This is a genomic window from Calothrix sp. 336/3 (assembly GCF_000734895.2).
Lineage (GTDB): Bacteria > Cyanobacteriota > Cyanobacteriia > Cyanobacteriales > Nostocaceae > 336-3.
This window is the reverse complement of record NZ_CP011382.1, coordinates 4,511,274-4,534,800: the sequence shown is the minus strand read 5'-3', so window position 1 is coordinate 4,534,800 and position 23,527 is coordinate 4,511,274. Positions and strand designations below refer to the sequence as shown.

Genomic DNA, 23,527 nt, shown 5'->3' with positions numbered 1-23,527 from the left:
TAGAATCAGTTGTGGTTTTTATTGGTATAAGTTGACGCATCATGGAGGATGTTCTGTGTTGAATATTAAATGCCATAATCAAGTATTTCCTAATATCCAAGCCATTTTGTTTGATAAAAATGGTACCTTGGAGGACTCCGAAGAGCAGTTAAGAAACTTAGCTCAGAAAGCTGCCAGAATTATTGATGCTCAGTTCCCTGGTACCGGTGAACCATTATTAATGGCGTATGGGGTAAATGGTAATCGCCTCGATGCGGCAGGTATGATGTCTGTTGCTAGTCGTCGGGAAACAGAAATTGCCACAGCTGCTTATATTGCAGAAACGGGTAAAGGTTGGTTTGAATGTTTAAAAATCGCCTGTCAAGCGTTAGATGATGCGGAAAAATACGTTTTTCAGTTTCCTGCACCTCTATTTCCTGGGAGTCGGGAAATATTACAAACACTCTCCCAAGGTGGTTTGAAGTTAGGTATTTTGTCTGCGGCAACTACTGAGGAAGTCAAAACATTTATCTCGAACCATCAGCTAGGTGATTACTTGCAATTAGCTATGGGAGTTGACGGTAATATTAGTAAACCTAATCCCCTGTTATTTCTCCAAGCTTGCGCCCAATTAGGTGTAGAACCGGGTGCAACTTTGGTGATAGGTGATTCTGTGGGGGATATGGAAATGGCAAGAAATGGGAAAGCAGCAGGATGTGTTGGTATTACTTGGGTAAATCAAGTTAATAATGTCGCTGGTGCGGATGTGGTAATTCGTTCTTGGGACGAGATCGAAGTGTATTAATATTTTTTGATGAATTTATGATTAAGCTGACTATTTCTCGAAAAATAGTATCTTAGTTAGATACAAAAAAATATTTTTTAGTAGTTATCACTACGCAATTAAGGGTTTTTCGGTTGAAGAGACAGAATACTGTAACTAAATGGAAACTAGGGTTCCGACTGACGGTTTATGAAAAATTTATGATTGCGACAATTCTTTGAGATATAAAATTATCTGCAACTTGTATTTACTGACTTTTTTTACTTTGTTCAGTCCCTATTTTAACATCGAGCAGATATTAGGTTATCGGGTAATGGGTAGCAAATCTTTTTTTTCTGGGAAACAGTATCAGCACAAAAACTTTTGGATGGGCTTTTTGGCAGGTATCCCGACAAAAGTCATCGGGGGAAACCTACGCAATTTATTTTATCGATATATTTTGGCACGGTTAGGCAAGAAAGTATATATTCAGCATGGTGTAGAGTTTAGTGGTTGGCATGGGATTGAAATTGGCGATGCTGTAGATATTTTGTATGGTGTATGTGTGAATGCAGAGGGCGATCGCAACAGTCGAGTGCGTATTGGCGATCGCGTAACCCTAGAACACGGTGTCTATATCCATGCTTCCCACCAAGGTAGCGTCTCTATTGATACTGATACCTACATTGGACCCTATACTTCCATTCGTGGCTCTCAAAACGTCACCATTGGTAAAAACTGTCTCATAGCAGCCCATTCTCAAATTTGTGCCCATCGTCCCATGTCTGGTGATTCTGAATGGGAAATTTCTCACTCCCCAATTTCGAGTTCAGGAATTACCATTGGAGACGACTGTTGGTTAGGGCATAGTGTCAAAGTGATGAATGGTGTGACTATTGGTAAAAGTAGCGTTATTGGTGCTGGTGCGGTGGTGACAACCGATATTCCTGCTTTTTCCGTAGCTGTGGGGATTCCCGCACGGGTAATTAAAAATCGTTCGGAAGAATTTACCCAACAACCAGCAGGAAACATCCTGTGTGGATATACGTCATAAGTGAATATATTATCTACCTTCGATTCCTATCAGGGAGAGGGTGAAAGACTAAAAACACTTTAGGTCTTCAGCTTGAAAGTTCTCTCATCACAGGAAAAATCTCCTTTGTCAGAGGATGAATCAGCACTCAGCACTTACCACATAAAATCAAGTGTCACCCTGCACAAACAGCACCCTTGTCCCATCCTCGGTATCTCCTCATCGGTGTAATATATAGAAGCTATCTTTTTCTGCGTTGCAGACAGCTAGTTATACCCGAAGGAGATTACTCGATGCTGACTTTAAAAATCGCTGTATATATTGTTGTTGCTTTCTTCCTTTTGCTGTTCATCTTCGGATTTTTGTCTAACGATCCAGCTCGTAACCCTGGTCGTCGGGATTTCGAGTAATATCACGACACATGATCCAAAAGTAGACGGACAGTTTGCAACACCAAAGAAACAAGGTAAAGAGAGAGAATTAAAAGTGTCCTCCAGGCATTTTTTTCTCTCCACAGAGTGTATCTTTGGGTAAGACTTCCGTCTCTGATAACCTCAAAATCCACAGCAGTCTGTGTTTTCAGGTTGAAGAGTGGAAAAAGTCGGGAGGGAAATTATCTTACTCGTCCTTCCGGCTATTTGTTTGGCTATTTGTGAGCGTGATTATTCTGAACATATGCTTCATCCTGTTCTGCCACCTGAACCACCTGCGATTGTTGAATCATTAAAACCTGTGAGTGAAACTGTTGTTGCAGAGGAGTCAAAACAACAGACAGTCGCTAGTACTCTAGTTGTAGACGAGTTAGAAAAGCAGCCCTTAGCAGAGACAGAAAAGAAATCTCAGATTATAGCCATCGGTAGTGCGGAGCATTTTCCCACACCGAGTCAAAGGAATCAGAACATTACTTCCCAGAAAGTATCACAAGTCAGTCCACCAGAGAGTCTTGCACCAGAATTTTCTCCAGTATTAGAAGAAAAACAGGCGAATTTTTTGGGCGATCGCCTAGAAGTTGGTTATCCGTTACAGGCAAAAAGTCAGCAGACGTTTCCAAATAGTCAAATAGTTAATCCTGCTCCTAGGAACAATTCCGTCAAAGCTGCACCATCAAATCAAGAAGTTGGTTATCCGTTACAGGCAAAAAGTCAGCAGACGTTTCCAAATAGTCGAGTAGTTAATCCTTCCCCTAGGGACAATTCCGCTAAAGCTTCTCCCTCGAATCAACCTGTAAGTATTGAGTTTACTGCTCCTAATGTGAGTCCTCAGCCATCGACTCCAGGAACCATCGAATTTAAATCCCGTGATCAGACTTCCGAAAAAATTGCCCCCGTTACCATTCCTCCAACAAAAGCTCCAGCAACTCCAGCAACTCCAGCAACTAATTCTCCTCAAACACCAAGAGTTGTTGAAGTCATTGGCGATCGCCAAGAATATGATGAGCAACGTCGGGTGGTGACTGCGGAAGGGAATGTGGTTGTGCGGTTTGATGGTGCGGAAGTTAAGGCAAATCGCGTACAAGTCAATCTCGATAATCTGATTGCTGTGGGTGAGGGAAATGTCATATTAACCCGTGGCGACCAAGTTTTACAGGGTCAACGCTTCACCTATAATTTTGTTCAAGATCGGGGCGATCTTTTGGCTGGGAGTGGAGAAATATTTATTCCCACTGCGGGAGATGATTTCAGTTTCGACGGGACAACTACTGGAGTCACAAAAAGAACTGTCGGCGATCGCGTTCAACAAAACCAACCCCGAACCGCCAATAGTCCAGGAGGGATTAATATTGCTGTTGGTGGTAGACCAGATGTCAGTAATATTCCCTCTCAAAAAAGTGGTGGACAAGTTCGACGTGTGCGTTTCCAAGCTGCCCGCATCGATTTTTATCCCCGTGGATGGCAAGCTAGAAATGTTCGCTTGACAAATGACCCCTTTTCCCCACCAGAATTAGAATTACGTGCGGATAAAGTGACTCTGACACGAGAATCTCCCCTCAGAGACAGAATAAAAACCCAAAGACAACGTTTAGTCCTACACCAGAATACCAATATACCGATTCCCATCGATGAACGGGTAATTGACCGCAGCGAAAGGGATGTGACACCAGGTTTATTTTCTATTGGTTATGACGGAGACAAACGGGGAGGATTATTTATTGAACGAGGTTTTAAAATTGTAGATTCGGATAATTTTCGTTGGAGTGTCACCCCCCAATTTTTGGCACAGAAAGCAATTGGAGGTATAGATAATATTCCCTCAGTCTTTGCGATTAAGAGTAAAATCACAAGTACTCTTAGCCCCCAGACAACTATTCAGGGTTCAGGGGTGTTAACTAGTTTGGACTTAGATGATATCGAAAATAATCTTCGAGGTAGTTTACGTTTACAACAACTCTTTGGAGATTTAGGTAATCCCCATATCTTGAGTTTGGAATCAAGTTACCGCGATCGCCTCTACAACGGTACCCTCGGTTTTCAAACAGTACAAAGTAGTATTGGTGGTTTGATTACTTCCCCCAATATTGCCCTGGGTACAACAGGTTTGCGATTACGCTACCAAGGTGGTGCCCAATATATCAATGCGAATACTGACCGCCAAGACTTACTAGAAGTAGGTCGCAAAAATAACCGTATCTCCCTTGGTCGCTACCAAGCCAGTACCACCCTCAATGGTGCAGTATACCTATGGCGAGGTAAACCCCTAGCTGCAACCCCCACGGAAGGACTACGTTACACACCAAATCCTGTAGTTCCCTACCTGCAAGCCTTCAGCAGCCTAACTGGTACAACTAGCCAATACAGTAATGGTGATAATCAAAGTAGTCTATTTGCCACTGTTGGTATTCAAGGGCAACTGGGTCACTTTTCCCGCAAGTTTTTTGATTATACTGCCTTTAATGTCAGCTATGTCCAAGGCTTTACTAGTGGGGAATCTCCCTTTTTATTCGACCGAATAGCAGATAGACGAGTTTTAAATTTCGGTATTTCTCAACAAATCTATGGACCTTTGCGAGCAGGTTTTCAAACCTCGATTAACCTTGATACTGGAGAGCGCAGCAGCACCGACTATCTTCTGGAATATACTCGCCGCAGTTATGGTATAACTTTGCGCTACAATCCTGTTCTGGAATTAGGGGGAATTACTTTCCGTATCAGTGACTTCAATTGGACTGGTGGTACGGATCCATTCTCTGACAATTCTGAAGTTAAGCCTGTAGTTGGGGGAGTAACTCAGGAATAGGGGATAGATACAGCAGATTTGATGTTTATGAGCTACAGCAATTGATTGAAAAAAGTAATGAATAATGAATAATGAGTAATGACTCAGAAATCTACTTATTACTTATTACTTATGGTGTACCTCACCTGTTTCAAAAGTGCTGTGATTCCCAAGAAAATATATTTTTCTCCCCTTCTCCCCTACCCCTGACTTAACTTACCAAATCAGGAAATACTTCCTGGACTGCTGGATGTATGAGACGATGATTGTTAACATTTAAACCTTTTGCTAGGGCTGGGTTGACTTCTAAAGCTTGCACGCCTAAATTCGCTAGTTGCAATACATAGGGTAAAGTGCTATTGTTCAAGGCTTGGGTGGCTGTCCAAGGAACGGCTCCAGGCATATTGGGAACGCCATAATGCACAACACCTTCCTCGATGTATACTGGGCTGGTGTGGGATGTGACGTGTAAGGTTTCTACACACCCCCCTTGGTCAACGGCGACATCAACAATCACCGAACCTGGGCGCATTTTTTGGACTAATTCCCGAGAAACTAGAATCGGAGCACGTTTACCCACAACTAATACTGCACCGATGAGTAAATCTGCTTCTTTTACAGCACTTTCAATATGAGCAGAATTGCTGTAGACTAGTTCAACCCGTGAGCCGAATAGGGTTTCTAAATAGCTTAAGCGTTCGACGTTAACATCTAGGATTTTGACACTAGCACCCATCCCAACGGCAATTCTGGCAGCTTCTGTACCAACGACACCACCCCCAAGAATTACCACCTTACCCGGTTGCACTCCCGGAACACCACCTAGTAATACACCTCTTCCCCCTTGCTGACGTTCAAGAAATCTGGCTCCAAATTGCACAGATAGTCTGCCGGCAATGATACTCATGGGTGTGAGTAATGGTAGTTTATTGGCTCCTGGTTGCTCGACGGTTTCGTAGGCGATCGCGCAGACTCCACAATCAAGTAAATGTTCTGTGAGCTTGCGGTCTGCGGCTAAATGTAGATAGGTAAATAATACCTGTCCTTTCTGCAAAAATTTATATTCTGCCTCTAGGGGTTCCTTAACTTTGACTATTAAATCCCTACCCCATACCGCATCACCAGGACTGACAATTTTTGCCCCCGCACTTTCATAATCATCATCTGTAAAACCTGCACCTAACCCTGCCTGTGTTTCTACGTAGAGATGATGACCAGCTTCTTGAAGCACACGTACGCTAGAAGGACTGAGACCAACTCTAAACTCTTGGTCTTTAGTTTCTTTTGGGATACCTATTTCCATATTACTACCTCTAATCTATTTTTAATTAGCCTTTAGTTTGTCAGGCTCATCTAGATGATGTTGCATCAAAGACTACCAATTCATTCCTGAGTAAGGAGCATTATCCACAGTTAAATCGATGAACAGTATCGATAATCAACAACCAATAGCTGCTTGATAATTCCCGTTACCCATGACTATTACTACCTATCCCTACTCCTAAATTACTCAGCACCAATAATCTACTTCAAAGATTTTTGATTGACGATTCTCCGAGTGGTACTACAATATATATTAAGAAATGTAAAAATGTGTAAAAGCTCTTAAAGACTATTCGTAGAGAGGAAAAATTGAAAATCCTCAGGATTGGCAGATTTAAGAGCAAGGTTTCTAAGACTCTGATATATTCTCAAAGGTTTTCCCACATGATGACACAACCACAGCCCAGCGTTACCCCCAAACTCGAAGAACCAAAATTCGGCTTTAATGAGTATGCCGAACGTTTAAATGGTCGAGCTGCAATGATTGGCTTTCTGTTAATGGTAGTAATTGAGTATGTGACAAACCAAGGTGTTTTAGCTTGGCTCGGCTTAAAGTAAGTTGAGATTTTTGGTAACATCAAGTATCAGCCAACTGGTGAGCAGTCGGACAAAAATAATTACAATCATTGTCAGGGAAGCAATCCCAGTCCTTGTGTTTGCTGAATCCTAAGGGACACGCTACGCATTGACGCAGTATAGGGAAGCTAACATTCCCCTTGAAGAGCTTCGCAATGACATTATGTAATTAATTCTGTCTGGTTACTTCGACCAGTTGGCTTTGACTTTATGAAGAATTCAGAAATGCAGGTAAGAAACTAGGTAGTTATAATCAGGGACAGTTATTTTTCTGGTGTTGATAATTGATAATCTTGCAGGTATCTTAATCCACAAATAAACAAATGACTATAATATGTATGGTATGTCTATCAATATGTGCTAAACACGAGTCAACAAAAATCAGTATATTTACACTAAGTCAGCATAAAAACATACTGCGATGAATTTTTTATTACCTAGCTTTTTAAAGTCATTCTATAGAAGAGAGCCAGTCATTGCTATTTTATTCACTATTGGAGCTATTGATACTCTAATCGGTGGCATTGATGACAGTTGGTCATTGGTGGCATTTGGTTTAGGAACTGCGGGCTTTTCTCTGGCATATAGATGGTGGCGAGTTCAACAAAGTCGTCCCTTACCTCAGGAAGAGCAAGTAGTACAAAGATATTTACCCGCTCAGTCCTCAAATTCCGTTTTACCGATGTTGAGTGTGTCTAAAAAGAAACCACCTCTTTAAGGTAGTCTGTTGGTGATTTGGATGGTTGATTGGGGAATTATAGGTGCATCGCTAGTTCGGCTGGAATTTCTGGAATAGATTATTTTAGGATACTGGCGATCGCCCCTAATTCACTAATTGCTATGTCTAAGCTTCAAAGTATTATTAATTACATTAAAAATTATCCAAGTTCTTCTCAAAAAGCGAAAAAGGTAAGTAGAGCAAGTATTTACCTTCAGGGAATTATAGTATTAATAATGACAGGTGTGATGACAATAGAGCTATGCTCCGCCGAAACGGCGAACGCTCCTGTTTTGTCCCTTCCATCCCCAGTATTAGCTGGCAGGGAGGGTTTAGAGAATTCCCCAGCGAGGGGAAATGATTTAGTCAATCTCAAGCTAGCGTATACGCTCAAAGGGCATTCAGGAACTATTAAATCCTTAGCCTTTAGCCCTGATAGCAAAACCCTGGTAAGTGGTGGTGCAGAAAACGATGGTGTGATTCACCTGTGGAGAATGAGAGCAGGGAAGCACGACGGGATAATTCGCAGGGCGCATAGAACTACAGTGGAGTCGGTTGTTGTTTCCCCCGATGGTAGTACCCTAGCCAGCTGTAGCGATGATAGTATGGTGCATCTGTGGAACTGGAAAAAGAGAAGATTTAGCCGGACTTTTATGGGACATTCGAGTAATGTGCTAGCTCTGGCTGTGACTCCCGACAGTAAGATATTAATTAGTGGTGGTTTGGATGGTATTCGTCTCTGGGATTTAGTACAGCAGCGCTCCCTAGGAATACTCACACGATTTGATAATCAGATTACTACCATGAAAGTCAGTCCTGATGGCAAAACATTAGTCACTGGAGACAATCGAGGAGTAGTAAAGCTTTGGGATTTAGGCGAGGGAAAATTAATCCGTAAAATTTTAGCCCACGCAGATTATGTTACATCCCTAGATTTTACACCCAATGGAGAAAGCTTCGTGACAGCTAGCCGCGATCGCAACATTAAGGTGTGGGATAGTAATACAGGTGAACTGAAAAATACCCTACAAGGACATAATAATTGGGTGAACGCGATCGCTATCCATCCCGATGGTGTCACCCTTGCCAGTGGAGGTAAGGATGGGGTGAGAATTTGGAATTTAAATAGTGGCGAAGTTGTCAGGAATATGTATGAGCATAGTGATTGGGTAAGCGCGATCGCCTTTAGTCCCGATGGTAAAATCCTCGCTAGTGGGGGATTTGATAAGAAAATTCGTATTTGGCAGTTTATTTAAACCTCTCCAAATTATCCTAAAGATGACGGCAGACTAATTTGTTAAACTTTCGCGACATCTTGTATAGAAAATTTACGCATATTTAGCCTATACTGACTATTATTGGAACATTTAAGACTCATAATTTGTACCTGTTCCTGATATTAATCAGTAGCTGAAAACCTCTTAGAGAATAAAAAATACCGGGGCTTGAGTCAGCCTGTGTACGGTGGTACGAGGTAACGAAATAAGTTTTCTACACTAATTACAAATTAGATATTATCTATGCCTTTATTTTCTGCCAGGAAATTAAAGTTGACTCCACTTGCCCTAGTATTTTGCTTGACTACATCAGGGGTATCCACACTGTTACTCCCCATCACTATTGAGCAGTCTCAAGCCACAGAAGCAACTCCACCACTCACTGGAGTCAAACAGAGTTCATCAAAACGCCTTGCCTTAGTTGTTGGTGTCGATGACTACCCTGAAGACCCTCTGAAATTGCCAGTAAATGATGCCAAACTGGTCGAGGCAAGACTTAAGTCAGCTGGTTTTGAAGTCACCCTAGTTATCAATCCAACTAAAGGAGATTTGACAAAGGCTAGAGATGAATTCATCAAGAAGATAAATAGCTATAGCCCTGGTGATAAGGTTACAGCCCTATTCTTTTTCGCTGGACATGGGGTACAGATTGACGGACATAACTACTTAATTCCAGCTAAATTTAAGCGTCTTTCTGAATCTAGTAAGGCTGTCTTTATTGATCAGGCAATGGATGCACAGCAGGGTATTCTGAACTACCTTAGTGAGTCCAAGGCTTCTCAAGTTATCTTCGTCTTAGATGCCTGTCGTGATAATCCCGTCAATCCAGGACATCGAGGTAGTAGAGGGTCTGGACTAGCAAAAATGAGTCCTACCTCTGATGGTCCCGACACCTTTATTTTATTTGCTGCTTCACCAGGTCAAGTGGCTATTGATGGAGTTGCTGGTGCATCCAACAGCCCTTTTACCCAAGCCTTTACTAAGGCAATTTCCCAACCCGGATCTTCATTGACAACTGTTTTCCAACAAGTATACGAACAAGTTAAGAACAGCACAAATGGAGAACAGCGACCCTACCAGGAAGGCATACTGTTTAACTTTCAGTTCCTTGAAACTCCGGTAGCCCCGATATTAGTCTCTGAACAAACTCGGTTGCTAGACACAGGTTTGGAAAAACGTCAGTACGATATTGTCAAGGATGGCTATAGATTACTGAAGCAGACTTTAGCAAAAAAATCAATCGCTGATATCACAAAAGCTGCGGAAAATGGAGATGCAGAAGCTCAGTACTTATTGGGAATTGCTTATAATGCTGGTGAGGGAGTTACTGCTAACCCAGAGCGTACAGCCTATTGGTTAAGGCGATCAGCAACCCGTGGCTTTAGTCGTGCCCAGTTTGCCTATGGACAGCGGTTGTATTGGGGTTGGGGAGAGACAACACCCAACAAGAAAGAAGGATTTGACTGGTGGTTGGTAGCTGCCGAAAATAATAATGCCTCGGCAATGTTGGCAATTGGTGAAACCTATCTCTATGGCAGAGAAGGAGTTCCTGGACAAGACTTAGCCCAGGCAGAAAAGTATTTTAATCAAGCCCTATCCATTGGAGCATTAGATGCTGAAACATCTCTTGGTCGTCTGTATACAGAGAAGGCAAAAAAAGCTCAAATAGCAGGAGATAAAAAGACTTCTGGACAAGCTAGCGAGAAAAAACTGGCTTACTTTCAGAACGCGGCTCAAAAAGGTTCTTCTGATGCTATGTATTTGTTGGCTCAAATGTATCGTTATGGCGATTACGTCAAGGTTGATTTATCCAAGGCAATTGAGTGGTACAAAAAGTCCATAACTGCTGGTGATAATGATGCAGCTGTGGAACTGGCACAATTATATGCGGATGAAAGTACAACAGGATTAGGGAAAGCGCAACCTGAGGAAGCAGCCAAGTATTTCCGAATAGCGATAAACCGAGGTTCTAAAACGGCTGGAGTAGAATTGGCTGATCTGATTAGAAACGGTAAAATTAAGGCGACCCCCCAGACATCTCAAGAAGCTATCCAGATTTATCAGCAGGCTGTTGTTGGTGGTTCTTTGAGAGCAGCGACTCATCTGTCAGATATTTACCTGAAGGGACAATTAGCAGCAAAAGACCTGAAAAAAGCTGAACAGTATGCACTAAAGGCTCTTGATCTGGAGAAAACTACGAAACCGGATAGTGAAGATGCTTGGCCAATGTATTTACAGACTGCTTATAGCAACCTGTTGAGGCTGTATAAAGAGGAAAAGTTACAACCAGCTAAACCCCAACTATTAAAAACCATTGAGAATCGCGTTGGTTCCACAAGTGGTATGAAGCGTTTTACTGTGTCAATTAACTGTGGAACGGTCAAGTCTCCTTTTCATATATATGTGTGGGATTGGAAACTCGATGAATCCCCAACCAATGCTCAGTTTACTTGGGTTGAAAAAGCTAGAGGTTGTGAAGTTCCGAAAGATGTCGTTGAATCATTTCAGAAGTTGTATAAAATTGCACGGGATAATAATGTTTCTTTTCAAGAGCTAACTGTTTATGCATTAGGCGAGGCGAACAAGAAAAAGTAGGGATGCACTGGGAATATTCAAGGGATTTGTGAGTTATCCCTCTTTTGTTACTTTAGGAAGAGAAAAATTGACAAGAGGTTCAACTAGCAACAGAGAAACTGACTGGAGAAGCGCGAAAATCATTCATAAAGTTGATTAATTTCAAAAAGCAACGCTTCATACCAGGAATGTTAAATACTGTGAGCCAAGGTTGAATCAAACAGTAAAAAATATAGGGTTGAATGAGCAATCTCAGATTATTTAAGGCACTCTTCCATGTGGTACCAGATTCCCAATTAGGATGTTGACTATATTGAGAACTATTAAAGTCTATTGAGGAAGGTAATTCTGAACTAGATGTTGATTGATTTTGGACATGAAGTTGAAAATAAGTAGCCTGAATGCTAACGAAAAGGTAAGCACTAAAAATGATTTCCCACCAGCGTTCAATACTTTCATAATCAGTTAGACGAAAATCAGCCCAACCTAGTTCATTCTTAACTTGTTTAAAACCATATTCAATCCAATTTCTTAAACTATAAAGTTGCGCGACATTCAGTGACAAATCAGTTGATAAATTTGTCATGATGTACCAACTTTCATCTCCCGTAGGGTCGGGTGTATTCATCTTACTGATTTGGTAGTATCTGGTACGGCGACGTTTACCAAAAATAATTTCTCTCAAGTAACGAGTTTCAGTTTGACGATGTGAAAGCTTTTGCTCATAAGCTTTCCAGCGATTATAACGTTTTCGGCTTCCTGGGGGCATCAACACTCCATGATTGGAGCGAATTGCTACGATAAACTCTAGTTCTAATTTTTCTAAACATCTAATTACATCTCCACTCTCACCATATAGGCTATCCGCTAACACTAATTTAATTTTGAAACCCCATTCTTTCAACTCTTGAATAATCTCTATTGCTATTTGGGGTTTACTCTTATATTTATCGCCTTCTCTTAAGCGATTTCTCGGTTTAAATATTTGGAACATTAGAGGATAAGTAATCCCATCTACTACACCATAAGCATTTACAGATACTATTCCATTCTCTGTCTTGCCTAAGTTTCCGATATATTGACTAGTCACATAATCTGTTGATTTTCCCTTTTTCTTATCCCCGGTTTCGTCAATACATAAAATTATTTCTCTTTCTCCAATAAACCTTTTGATCAACCACAGCCTAATTTCTCTTAACTTTTTGACATCCCACAGTGCATCTCTCAAAAAATGATGTAGTGTTTGGCTATCTTTTAACCCCACTGTTTTAGCTATTAGGGGTAGGGTTTTTCGCGGGATTTCTGAAACTATGCCCAAATGTAAGAATTTGAAAGCTTCAAAATGCCTCACATCCTCAAATACTGAATAATAGTGCTGGCAGTAGTTATCTATGAATGCCACTGTGCTTACTGGCTGTCTGCGCGGCGTAACCATTCCTATTACTTACTTTGTCTGCTTTTTTTCTGATTATACTCTCCCCGTAGTAACAAAAGAGGGTTATCCCTCTTTTGTTACTACGAGGAGAGAAAAATACTATCTCTACTCTGAAAACTAAACAAAATAATGAATTGTGCGGTCGCGTCTTAATTTTGTCATTTAAATTCCTTTATTGAAAAAAGACGTAAATATAATAATTTCGGATTATTCTTTCCCCAAGGTAACAAAAGAGGGGTTATACCAATTCACGAAAAGCCTGATACAAATAAAGCATCAAGAATAAAATCCCAACCTGTGATGGAAGCAACAATTGATGTGTTTAATTGTGCCAACCGATTCCAGATAAATTCTCTTAATTCATCTAAACTTGGGAAGCTTTCCCAAGTTAAATGCCTTTTAACTTCTTCCCACAATCTCTCTATGGGATTAACTTGAGGTGTATGTGGAGGTTGAAATAACAAAACTATGTTTTCTGGTACTTTCAGATGCTGGCTTAAATGAAAAGCTCCATTATCTAACTGAAGAATATGAATATCTTGAGCATAAGTCTGTGAGAATTTTTCTAAAAAAATATTGAAACAGGCTGTATTTAAATGAGAGAATTCCCAGATAAAATACTCTCCAGTTAATGGTTCCACTAATCCATATAAATAAAAATTATCCCGCTTCCATTGCATAATGCCGATGGGCTTAACTCCTTTTTTAGTAATTAGTCTCCCAGCTTCAGTCTTCAATCCCACACGGCTTTCGTCCCCACACCAATATCTAATTGTTTTTTGTCTATCTACTGGTGCTATGACGTGTTTTTTTATTACTTCTAAGTATTGTGGCAGTTTTTTTTAAATTCTAATTCTGCTTCGCTATCGTATTTTATACCTACTGCTCGCGGCACTTTTAGCTTTGCTTTCATTTGATAGCGCACTGTATCGTGTACTACTTTATATGATGCTTCTATCCCTTCTACTGCTTTTAACCATGTTCGTATTTCCTCATAACTTTTGAATCCCTCCGATTCTTGAAGCTCTTTGTCTAGCTGCTCTCTTACTTGTAAGCTAATTATTGCTGGTCGCCCTGGACTCTTTTTCGTTGTTAATAGACCCTTAATCCCTGACTCTTGATACTCTTTCAACCATCTTTGTACCGTTACCCTTGCCCTTCCTACTACCACCGCTACGTCTTGTATTGTTTTCACCTGTCCTATTTTCAGTAAATACAAAGCTTGAATCCGTTCGAGATTTGATGCTGTTTTTTGTTTTCTCAGCAGTTCATGTAATTCCTCTACTGACTCTGTTATTTCTACTTTGGTGACTCCAGCCATCTTTGCTTGCTCATATTTATTCCTTATCTATCTGTATCATATTTTTCGTTAATTGGTATTAGGAGTGGTGACAAAATTTCCCACATATCTGTAATTGCTAAGGTTGAATTAAGGCTAAATGGATATGGAGGCAACCTATGCACTGGGTACTACAAGAGGGCTTTGTATCTGAAGCGGGTTGGGAAGAACTGATTGCAACCCTGGAGCGATTCGGTATCAGCTACTCTGTGCATCACGTAGTTCCAAGAGTTGGCAACATCGTCCCCGATCTCTCTATTGACCACAACAATATCATCTGTATTGGCTCCTACGCCATGCGTCACGTAGCTTCCCGGCAAGGCTGGATTCCCGGTGTTTTTGACTTGTTTGCCTATGACTTTAAGCAACAGCGTCTGCACTGGGGTGAACACTTGCTGAATTTTCACTCCACCGTTTGCACACTGGAACATGCAAGGTTTGCTTTACCGAAGATGTTTGTCAGACCGATTCATGACTCAAAACATTTTAGTGGTCGAGTATTCAACCAGGAAGATTTTGTTACTTGGCAGCGTTCCATCTGCGAGTCAACAATGAATCACAACACTAGCCTCACACCCCAGACAAAGATTCAACTGTCTCGCCCCATCTCTATCTATGCGGAGTATAGATTTTGGATAGTTGGCGATGAGATTGTTACGCAGTCGCTCTACAAGCGTGGTGGGCAGGTTTATTACCACAGAGATGTTGATGAGCCAATTGCATCCTTTGCTCGTGCCAGAGTCAATGAATGGGCACCTCATGAGGCGTTTGTTATCGACATCTGCAATTCTGAACTCGGGGTCAAGATTGTTGAAATTAACACAATCAACTCCTCTGGTTTCTACGCTGCCGATGTTCAGCGCCTCGTTCTGAAGCTTGAGGAGCGCTTTACACAGTGAAGACAAGTAGGCGCTTTTTTTAGACTACTGTTGCCTGTAGAAGCGGTGGATTAATTACGTTGGCTGTGGTTAAAGCACCCAGACTATGGACTGTGACACTGTTGTGCATGGTAGCTAGGATTGTTCAATCTTTAAAGAATAGCCGTTATTAAGTTATCTAGGTATAATGTATGACGGTAACTAGGATACCTCCAAAGTGTATCGAATACCATATTCTTGGGATGGGTTCCCAAAAATTCTAAAAGCTTACCATAGAGGTAAAATTTCTCAGGGAGAGCTAGCCAAACAATTCGGTTTAGCCAGAGTTTTGTACAAGTATTGCTAAAGTCCAACTTTCATGTGGCGAAGGTAAAATTTCATGGATAGGCAGGAATGGGATTCCTTGATTATTGATAATCCATGCATAATCAACCTGGGAAATCGGTTGAGTCAGATCGTCACAGAAGTGGGACGGGTAAGTGTAACTTGCGAACTTAATTCCAGTTCCTCGACCAGAAAACCTTTATCTCATCATCAGCGAATATGGCAGTCGTCCTATGCAGTCATAATAAAAGCTGAACAAGTGATTGGTGTGCTTACAGCACAGGAAATAGTTGGTTGGCTATCGACGCAAAAATTAAATCAAGACTGCCAACTTAGTAGTATCTTTAGTGGCTCCGTTGTGCCATTATGTGAATCGGATTTAACAGAGCAAGTTGCGGTCATCCAACTACTACAACAGCGCCAAGCATCTTGTTTGCCGATTGTGGATGCCCAAAAACAGTTAGTAGGTCTATTGACTACAGAGAGCGTCGCGAGTTTTTCCCAGCCCCTAGCCCCCTTACGTCTGCAAAAAGTGGGGGATGTGATGCAGGGAATACCGACCATGGTTGGATGGGATTGTTCAATTTGGGCGATCGCCCAACTCATGACAGAAAAAAATAGCAGTGTTTTAGTCTTACCTCTTGTAGAGAAGAATATCATTACCCAGCCTGGAACACAACAAGCCTGGGGCATTATTCAGGCTCAGGATATTGTGCAGTTGCTTGCTTTAGGTGTTGAGTTAAACCGGGTACAGGCGGTCACTATTATGCAACCGATCGCCACAATTACTCCGGAGGAAACATTATGGTCAGCCTATCAACAAATCGATCGCCAGGGTGGGTATCCTCTAGCGGTAACTTCTCCCCAGGGAGACTTAGTGGGGCTATTGTCCCTAGATAATTTATTACAAGCATTCGACCCGTTGGCTTTATATCGATTGAGTGAAGTCTGTGCAGCACAATTAGATACAAGATTAGACACAAGGGAAGCAATTGCACCAACCATTCAGTCAGCACAAGTAAATCAGCCATCCCTTTCTCTATCAACCCCCATCACTGAATCAGTTCCTTACGAATCCCTTATGGCAGCTTCTCCTGTAGGGATTTTACGTACAGATGCCATGGGAGTTTGTACCTATGCGAATGACCGCTACTGTGAAATTCTAGGTTTAGATCGGACTGCCCTAATTGGTCAACCTTGGTCTGTGGGGTATCGCTATGAGGATCTGGAACGCATTGTTGCAGAATATGAAAAGGCACGCCGTGAAAATCGTTCCTGGTCGATCGAATATCGAGTGCAACGCCCCGACGGTTCGGAAGTCTGGGTGTATGGACAGTCGGTGGTTGAGTACAACGCAGAAGGGGAAGAAATTGGTTTTGTTGGTACGATTACCGATATTAGCGATCGCAAACGTGCGGAAGCTCTACTCGAAAGCCAATACGAAATCTTAGAAAGGATTGCCCAAACACAACCACTATCCGGTAGCTTTGATGCATTAATGCGGGCGATGGAAAACTATCTGCCGGAGACAGTTTGCACGATCATGCTCTGTAAGGATGGTCAATTGTGTCAGGCGACTGCTCCAAGCTTACCGCAAGACTATGTGAAAGCTGCTGTTTTACCGATTGCAGAAGGTGTCGGCACTTGTGGGACAGCGGCTCATCGTCGAGAAATCGTGATCGCGGCTGATATCGATACTGACCCCCTATGTCAAGACTATAAACACTTGGCTTTGGCTTATGGTTTACAGTCCTGCTGGTCAATGCCGATATTGAGCAGCGACCAGACACTACTGGGTGTTTTGGGTATTTACTATCGCCAAAAGAAAACGCCTCAATCCCATGAACTGGAATGTGTCAGAAAGGTGGCGCACCTTGCCAGAATTGCCATTGAGCGAGAACAATCAACCCAAGCTATACACCAACTCAACCAGAAATTAGAACAGCGTGTTACAGAACGTACAGCTGCCCTGCAAGCCAGCGAAGAACGTTGGCAATTAGCCTTAAAAGGAGCCAACGATGGTATTTGGGATTGGAATCCTCAGACAAAGCAGTTATTTGTATCCCAACGCCTGAAGGAAATGCGTGGGTATGACGATGATGAACTGCCTAGTGACCTAGAGGATTGGGTGCAATTGGTTCATCCAGACGATCGCAATCTTCTCTACCAAGCCATTGCAGACCATTTAGCAGGGAATACAGAATTCTTTCAACTCGAATACCGGGTGCGACACAAGGATGGTTCCTATCTTTGGATTTTGAGCCGTGCCCAAGCCCAATGGGATACAACTGGTAAAGCAATTCGGATAATTGGCTCGGAGTCGGATATTACCCAACGCAAACAAGCCGAATTAGCTTTGCAAGAAAGTGAGAAGCTCTACGCGACTCTAGCGGAAGTGGCTCCCGTCGCCATTTGTCGGTTCGATGCCCCCATGAATTGTGTGTATGTCAGCGATCGCTGGAGCGAAATGACAGGCAGACCCCTTAAATCTGCCCTAGGTCAGGGATGGCTTGAGGCTGTTCATCCTGAGGATAGAGAAAGGTTGTTAGCCCCTTGGAATAATCCTGCGATCCTAGCTGATCTATTCGTTCCCACCAGTGCCATTCAAGGGGTTGAAGGGCGACATATTCGTCCGGATGGCAGTATCAACTGGGTTTATATCCAAGCACGACCCGAATTCGACGATCAGGGGCAGATATGCGGTTGTATCAGTACCTTGACCGATATCACCCAACTCAAGCAAATCGAAGCAGAGCTAGCTGCAAGTGAAGCCAAATATAGGCAGTTAGTGGAAGGAGGACAAGATCTAGTTTGGGCTGTCGATGTGCAGGATCGCTTTACATACCTTTCTCCCCAATTCCAAACACTGTTCGGTTGGGAGCCTAGCGAATGGATTGGCAAACCCTCCCTTGATGCCGTGTATCCAGACGATCGGGATTGGTTAATTGCACAACGAACTCAGCCCTCCATTAACTCAGAAGATAGCTATCTGGAGTTTCGCCATCGCCACCGCGATCGCCCCTACCTATGGGTCAGAGTCGCTACAACACCTGTTAAGGATACTAGCGGCAAAATCATCGGCTACCAGGGTATTTTGACAGACATTACCGATCGTAAAAATGTCGAGTTTGCCCTGCAAGAAAGCGAACGCCGCTATGCTAGCCTAGCCGCAGCAGCACCTGTAGCCATTTTTCGTTTTGACACCCAGGGAAATTGTATCTACGTCAACGAACGCTGGAGCCAGATGACCGGTCGCCCTATTGAGTCAGCTCTGGGACAGGGGTGGCTGAATGCTTTACATCCTGAAGAACGGGAAGTTTTCCGAGTAAAATCATTGGAAGTTATGGAGCGTTTCTCCCCAGATCAGCAATTTTTGCAGATAGGAGAAGGTCGGCATTTACTTCCCGATGGTACTATCAATTGGTTTTACTCTCAAGTTGTGCAAGAGATAGATGAAGCAGGCAATCTCATCGGCTATGTTAGGACTCTGACTGATATCACCCAACTCAAGCAAATCGAAGCCAAACTAGCAGCAAGTGAAGCCAAATTCCGGCGACTGGTGGAAGGGGGACAAGATGTAATTTGGTCTTTGGATAGTCAGTGGCGATTTACCTATTTATCACCACAATTCCAGTCCCTGTCAGGTTGGGAAGCTAGGGAGTGGATTAATCAATCTTGTATTGAAGCGGTGTATCCTGACGACCGAGAGACAGTTTTAGCCCATCATGTTACCCAGAACAAGCAATCAACAAAAACTGATCTTGAGTTCCGCATGCGCCATCGCGATCGCCCCTATGTTTGGGTGAGAATCAGTTCATCTCCGATTCTGGACGCTACGGGGGAATTGCTTGGCTACCAGGGTATTTTGACAGACATTACCGATCGCAAATATGCCCAGCTTGCCCTACAAGAAAGCGAACGCCGCTATGCTAGCCTAGCAGCAGCAGCACCTGTAGCCATTTTTCGTTTTGACACCCAGGGAAATTGTATCTACGTCAACGAACGTTGGAGCCAAATGACCGGTCGCCCTGCTGAGTCAGCTCTGGGACAGGGGTGGCTGAATGCTTTGCATCCTGAAGAACGCAATCAAGCCTTAGCATCATGGAAGTTAATATTGGAAATGCCAACCCCAAACATCCACGCTTTAGAACCTGGGGAAGGGCGGCATGTAAAACCAGATGGTACAATCAATTGGATTTATTCACGGGTTGTTCCAGAATTCAACGAGGCGGGCTGTTTAGTCGGCTACGTTGGTACGCTGACAGACATTACCGATCGCAAGCGTATGGAAGCAGAACTCGCAGAAAGTGAAGCTAAATTCCGGCGACTGGTAGAAGGTGGGCAAGACCTTATTTGGTCGATAGATATTGAACAGCGATTTACCTATCTTTCGCCTCAATTTAAGACTTTGTTTGGTTGGGAACCCAGCGAGTGGATCGGTAGGCTAGTAGCCGAAACCATTTATGCAGAAGATCGCCCGCAGATTCTCGAACAAACACCCATTCGACAGGTGAGTACAGAAATTGGTTATATAGAGTTCCGTCATCGTCACCGCGATCGCCCCTACGTATGGGTCAGAGCCAATACAACGCCTATCAAGGATACTACCGGAAAGATCATCGGCTACCAGGGAATTTTAACGGATATTACGAGTCGCAAAAATGCCGAGCTTGCCCTGCAAGAAAGTCAAGCCCAATTCCATCGCCTAACGGAAAATGTACCAGGGGTGATTATTCGCTATGTCCTCCATCCCGATGGCACAGATGAAATAACCTATGTCAGTTCCCAGATTCGAGAGGTCTTTGAAATCGAACCTGAAACTGCTCTCCAAGACATTACCCAGGTTTGGGCAAGAATTCACCCAGAAGATATCTCGTGGTTAAGTGGTGAAATTCGCAGAAATGCGGCAGATTTACCGCAACCCACAACTGTTTCCTATCGCCTGCTCCTGCCCCAAAAAGGACTGCGGTGGGTTCAAGACATGTCTTACGTAGAGCGATTAGACAATGGCGATGTGGTGTGGGATGGAATTATCTTTGATGTTAGCGATCGCAAACAAGTTGAACTTGCTCTGCAACAAGAAGTATTACGCCGAGCCACGATTTTCAACACCTCATCCGATGGCATTCATATCATAGACAGCGAAGCTAATCTCCTTGAAGCCAACGCCAGTTTTTTCCACATGTTAGGATATTCCCCCGAAGAAGCCAGACATTTCAACGTTGCTGACTGGGATGCTCAGATGACACTTGAAGAAGTTCGATCAAACCTGAGTAATTTCTCCTGGGATACTTCTAAAGCAAGAAAAATAGAAACCCTACATAGTCGTAAAGATGGCTCAATCTTTCCAGTTGAGATTTATATATGCCCAATGGAATGGGATAGGCAACTTTCCTTTATCTGTATCTCCCGTGATATTTCTGAGCGCAAACAAGCAGAAGCACAGCTTCAAAAAACAAATGAAGAGCTAATAAGAGCGACTCGTTTGAAGGATGAATTTCTGGCTAATATGAGTCATGAATTGCGCACTCCTTTAAATGCAATTCTTGGGATGTCGGAAACATTACAAGAGGAAATTCTGGGTTCTCTCAATGAACGACAGATGGAAATGGTACGAATTATTGAACGAAGTGGCGAACATTTGCTATCACTAATTAGTGATATTCTCGATTTAGCGAAAATTGAAGCAGGTCAAATTGTCCTAGAGTCCTTACCTGTTGATGTTGCCCAACTTTGTCAGGCTAGTATAGTCTTTGTTCAACAACAAGCACTCAAAAAGAATATTCAACTTGATATTCAACTACCTTCATCGCCACTGCCGGATTTATACCTGGATGACCGGCGCATTCGACAAGTGTTAATTAATCTCCTCAATAATGCGGTGAAATTTACCCCAGAAGGTGGGCAGGTCACACTCCAAGTCGTTGCACCCTACGAGTTAGAGGAAGTGAATAATGCAGCTGCATCGGCAAATTCAATGTTACAATTGAGCGTCATTGATACTGGGATTGGAATTGCTCCAGAAGATATCCCAAAACTGTTTCAAGCGTTTTCTCAAATTGATGGCGCCCTTAATCGAAAATATGAAGGAACAGGTTTAGGATTAGCCTTGGTCAAGCGAATTGTTGAATTACATGGTGGCGAAGTACATTTAACAAGCAAATTGGGTGTTGGTAGTTGTTTTACGATCAGACTCCCCTATCGCCCATTGGAAATAATTGATGCAATAAACCCCAAAAAAAATATGCTTGACGATCTAAGTTTGTCTGCCAACATTGCTCAATCGGCTGGAATAAAGATCCTATTAGCCGAAGATAATGAGGAGAATATGGCAGTGATTGTTGATTATCTGGAAATAATGGGATATGGCATCTTCGTCGCGCGTAATGGTCAAGAAGCGATCGAACTAACCCAGAAATTGCATCCAGACCTGGTGCTAATGGATATTCAAATGCCGGGAATAGATGGACTAGAAGCGATTCGCAAAATTCGTCAAATTCCCGAATTGAGTCAAATTCCTATTATTGCCTTGACTGCTTTAGCTATGCCTGGTGATGAAGCACGTTGTCTTGATAGCGGTGCAACGGGCTACCTCAGTAAACCAATACGGCTCAAAAATCTGAATGCAAAAATTCAATCCTGTTTAGCAGGACTTAAGACTTAATGAGGGAGTATCAAGAATGAGGAAAAGGAGCAGGGAGAAGACCGGAACGGAACTCGGACTCCTCCCCCTGTAAGCGTCCTAGAAGCGATGCACTGAGCGTGTCGAAGTTGACTGGCTTGTTACCTCCGCCTCTTCCGGTCATGTAGACACGTAGCGGCTTCTCGGAGAGTAGCAATTTCAAAGTCTTGATGGGAAAATTCTCAAAATAGACGAGGTTGATAAACCTGATTTACTGGCAATCTGTTATGCCTTGAGCAAGGAATATTTTAAGCTGTACGGAATCGTGCTAATTCTTCCCCTGTTTTGGCATCGTGAGCATGAACTGTACAAACTAAGCAGGAATCAAACGATCGCGCTACATGACCAACCTCTACCGGGTCACTAGAATCGGCGATCGGTGTCCCTAACAAGGCTTCTTCGATGGGACCGCGTTTTCCTTCACCGTCACGGGGTCCAATATTCCAGTTACCAGGGGTAATGACCTGATAATTCTTAATTTTGCCCTCTGCAATATCCACCCAGTGGCACAGCGCTCCCCTCGCAGCTTCCGTTGCTCCCCAACCCCGTCCATCTTTTTCCTGGGGTTTAATATACCAGGGGTCATTTAATTTAATTTCCCGCAGACAGCGTTCTGCTTCTCGATATAGCTTGACAATTTCATGTAAACGTGCAAGTTGTCTGACGTGAATACTCGGACCACCCATACGCTGAAAAACATCACGGATGAACCCATCGGTATTTTGCCAGGATTCACCATAGTCACTACCGGCAACTAACTGTCTTGCTAAAGCGCCGACTTCCAAGCGTCCGTGGTCGATATGGCGTACAGCACTTGCCCAGGAATAGGCATTTTCAAAGTCTTTGTGGTTATTAGCAGTGGGATTGGTGTGGCGATCGTAGGGATGAATATCTGCCTCCCCTTCTTCATACCAAGAGTGGGTGGTATTTTCTCGAATAAATGTATGGTCAATGGGGGTGTGAGTATCTGTATAACCGTCGTAGACTCCTCCTTTGACGATTACTGCCGAGCTCCGACCCTCAATTGTCGGCTTTTGATAATGGTCTTCATGGGGTAAATAGCCCCAGGTCATGTATTTGCCGACACCCGCACCATATTTATCCAAGCCGATATCTAAACCCATTCGCCAGTAAAAGCCTAGGTCAGACTGACGGTGGTTACGGTCTTCGTGCAACCATGCCATAAAATCATCGTAGGTTTTAATTTCTTCGTAGCGTTCTAAGGAACACCCTAACCATACGGGTTCCAGCCAGTTGGTACGAAAGTACTCCAGAATTGACCAAGCGCGGGTGATATCCGTCAGGGTGGGAGCGCACATGACACCACCAGGAACCATATAACTGCTATGACACCTGGTGATATGCTGAAAATGTTCACAAGTAACTTGTTTTGTATGACTAATTTGCTCTGCA

At 43.0% G+C, this 23,527-nt stretch carries 14 protein-coding genes and 1 pseudogene; 10 read left to right on the top strand and 5 right to left on the bottom strand.

The window, feature by feature from the left end; translation table 11 throughout:
* Nucleotides 1–55 precede the first annotated feature (55 nt).
* The 4 genes from IJ00_RS18855 to IJ00_RS18845 all read left to right on the top strand — a co-directional run bounded on the left by IJ00_RS18855 (nucleotide 56) and on the right by IJ00_RS18845 (nucleotide 5,009).
* Nucleotides 56–784: an HAD family hydrolase gene (locus IJ00_RS18855; RefSeq protein ID WP_035155494.1), complete on the top strand. Its 729-nt coding sequence runs from the start codon at nucleotides 56–58 to the stop codon at nucleotides 782–784.
* Between the two features lie 292 nt (nucleotides 785–1,076).
* A complete protein-coding gene (locus IJ00_RS30070; protein WP_046814862.1) occupies nucleotides 1,077–1,796 on the top strand; it encodes a DapH/DapD/GlmU-related protein in 720 nt (239 codons plus the stop codon).
* Nucleotides 1,797–2,068: 272 nt separating this feature from the next.
* Nucleotides 2,069–2,185: a photosystem II reaction center protein I gene (locus IJ00_RS27850; RefSeq protein ID WP_082127357.1), complete on the top strand. Its 117-nt coding sequence runs from the start codon at nucleotides 2,069–2,071 to the stop codon at nucleotides 2,183–2,185.
* Nucleotides 2,186–2,450: 265 nt separating this feature from the next.
* Complete coding sequence (locus IJ00_RS18845) at nucleotides 2,451–5,009, top strand: DUF3769 domain-containing protein (RefSeq protein WP_035159313.1); 2,559 nt, start codon at nucleotides 2,451–2,453, stop codon at nucleotides 5,007–5,009.
* 190 nt (nucleotides 5,010–5,199) lie between these two features.
* On the opposite strand, the gene ald is transcribed toward IJ00_RS18845, so the two are convergent.
* The gene (gene ald, locus IJ00_RS18840; protein WP_035155491.1) at nucleotides 5,200–6,291 is read right to left on the bottom strand and encodes an alanine dehydrogenase; all 1,092 of its coding nucleotides are present in this window, start codon (nucleotides 6,289–6,291) and stop codon (nucleotides 5,200–5,202) included.
* Between the two features lie 407 nt (nucleotides 6,292–6,698).
* On the opposite strand from ald, the gene IJ00_RS28450 reads away from it, so the two are divergent.
* The 4 genes from IJ00_RS28450 (at nucleotide 6,699) to IJ00_RS27195 (ending at nucleotide 11,477) form a co-directional block, all read left to right on the top strand.
* Complete coding sequence (locus IJ00_RS28450; RefSeq protein ID WP_035155488.1) at nucleotides 6,699–6,869, top strand: chlorophyll a/b-binding protein; 171 nt, start codon at nucleotides 6,699–6,701, stop codon at nucleotides 6,867–6,869.
* Nucleotides 6,870–7,308: 439 nt separating this feature from the next.
* Nucleotides 7,309–7,605, top strand: coding sequence for a hypothetical protein (locus tag IJ00_RS18830; protein ID WP_035155485.1), 297 nt, complete (start codon nucleotides 7,309–7,311; stop codon nucleotides 7,603–7,605).
* A gap of 248 nt (nucleotides 7,606–7,853) precedes the next feature.
* Nucleotides 7,854–8,861 carry a WD40 repeat domain-containing protein gene (locus tag IJ00_RS18825; RefSeq protein ID WP_144416058.1) on the top strand — a complete coding sequence of 336 codons (1,008 nt, stop codon included), beginning with the start codon at nucleotides 7,854–7,856 and terminating at the stop codon, nucleotides 8,859–8,861.
* Between the two features lie 264 nt (nucleotides 8,862–9,125).
* The gene (locus IJ00_RS27195; RefSeq protein WP_052754496.1) at nucleotides 9,126–11,477 is read left to right on the top strand and encodes a DUF2610 domain-containing protein; all 2,352 of its coding nucleotides are present in this window, start codon (nucleotides 9,126–9,128) and stop codon (nucleotides 11,475–11,477) included.
* A gap of 79 nt (nucleotides 11,478–11,556) precedes the next feature.
* Here IJ00_RS27195 and IJ00_RS18815 read toward each other — a convergent pair whose 3' ends face one another.
* The 3 genes from IJ00_RS18815 to IJ00_RS18805 form a co-directional block, all read right to left on the bottom strand.
* Nucleotides 11,557–12,891 carry an IS701 family transposase gene (locus tag IJ00_RS18815; RefSeq protein ID WP_035155395.1) on the bottom strand — a complete coding sequence of 445 codons (1,335 nt, stop codon included), beginning with the start codon at nucleotides 12,889–12,891 and terminating at the stop codon, nucleotides 11,557–11,559.
* A 248-nt stretch (nucleotides 12,892–13,139) separates the two neighbouring features.
* On the bottom strand, nucleotides 13,140–13,664 hold the full coding sequence (locus tag IJ00_RS18810; protein ID WP_035152456.1) for an IS630 family transposase: 525 nt from the start codon (nucleotides 13,662–13,664) through the stop codon (nucleotides 13,140–13,142).
* 47 nt (nucleotides 13,665–13,711) lie between these two features.
* Entirely contained in the window at nucleotides 13,712–14,212 is a 501-nt protein-coding gene (locus tag IJ00_RS18805) for a helix-turn-helix domain-containing protein (RefSeq protein ID WP_035152459.1), read from the bottom strand.
* 137 nt (nucleotides 14,213–14,349) lie between these two features.
* On the opposite strand from IJ00_RS18805, the gene IJ00_RS18800 reads away from it, so the two are divergent.
* Together IJ00_RS18800 and IJ00_RS18795 are read left to right on the top strand one after the other, a co-directional pair.
* Nucleotides 14,350–15,129, top strand: coding sequence for an ATP-grasp domain-containing protein (locus IJ00_RS18800; RefSeq protein WP_035155482.1), 780 nt, complete (start codon nucleotides 14,350–14,352; stop codon nucleotides 15,127–15,129).
* Between the two features lie 358 nt (nucleotides 15,130–15,487).
* Entirely contained in the window at nucleotides 15,488–22,096 is a 6,609-nt protein-coding gene (locus IJ00_RS18795) for a PAS domain S-box protein (RefSeq protein WP_035155480.1), read from the top strand.
* Between the two features lie 266 nt (nucleotides 22,097–22,362).
* Here the strand turns inward: IJ00_RS18795 and IJ00_RS18790 are convergent.
* A pseudogene (locus tag IJ00_RS18790) lies at nucleotides 22,363–23,463 on the bottom strand (nickel-dependent hydrogenase large subunit); the annotation flags it as partial.
* Nucleotides 23,464–23,527 lie beyond the last annotated feature (64 nt).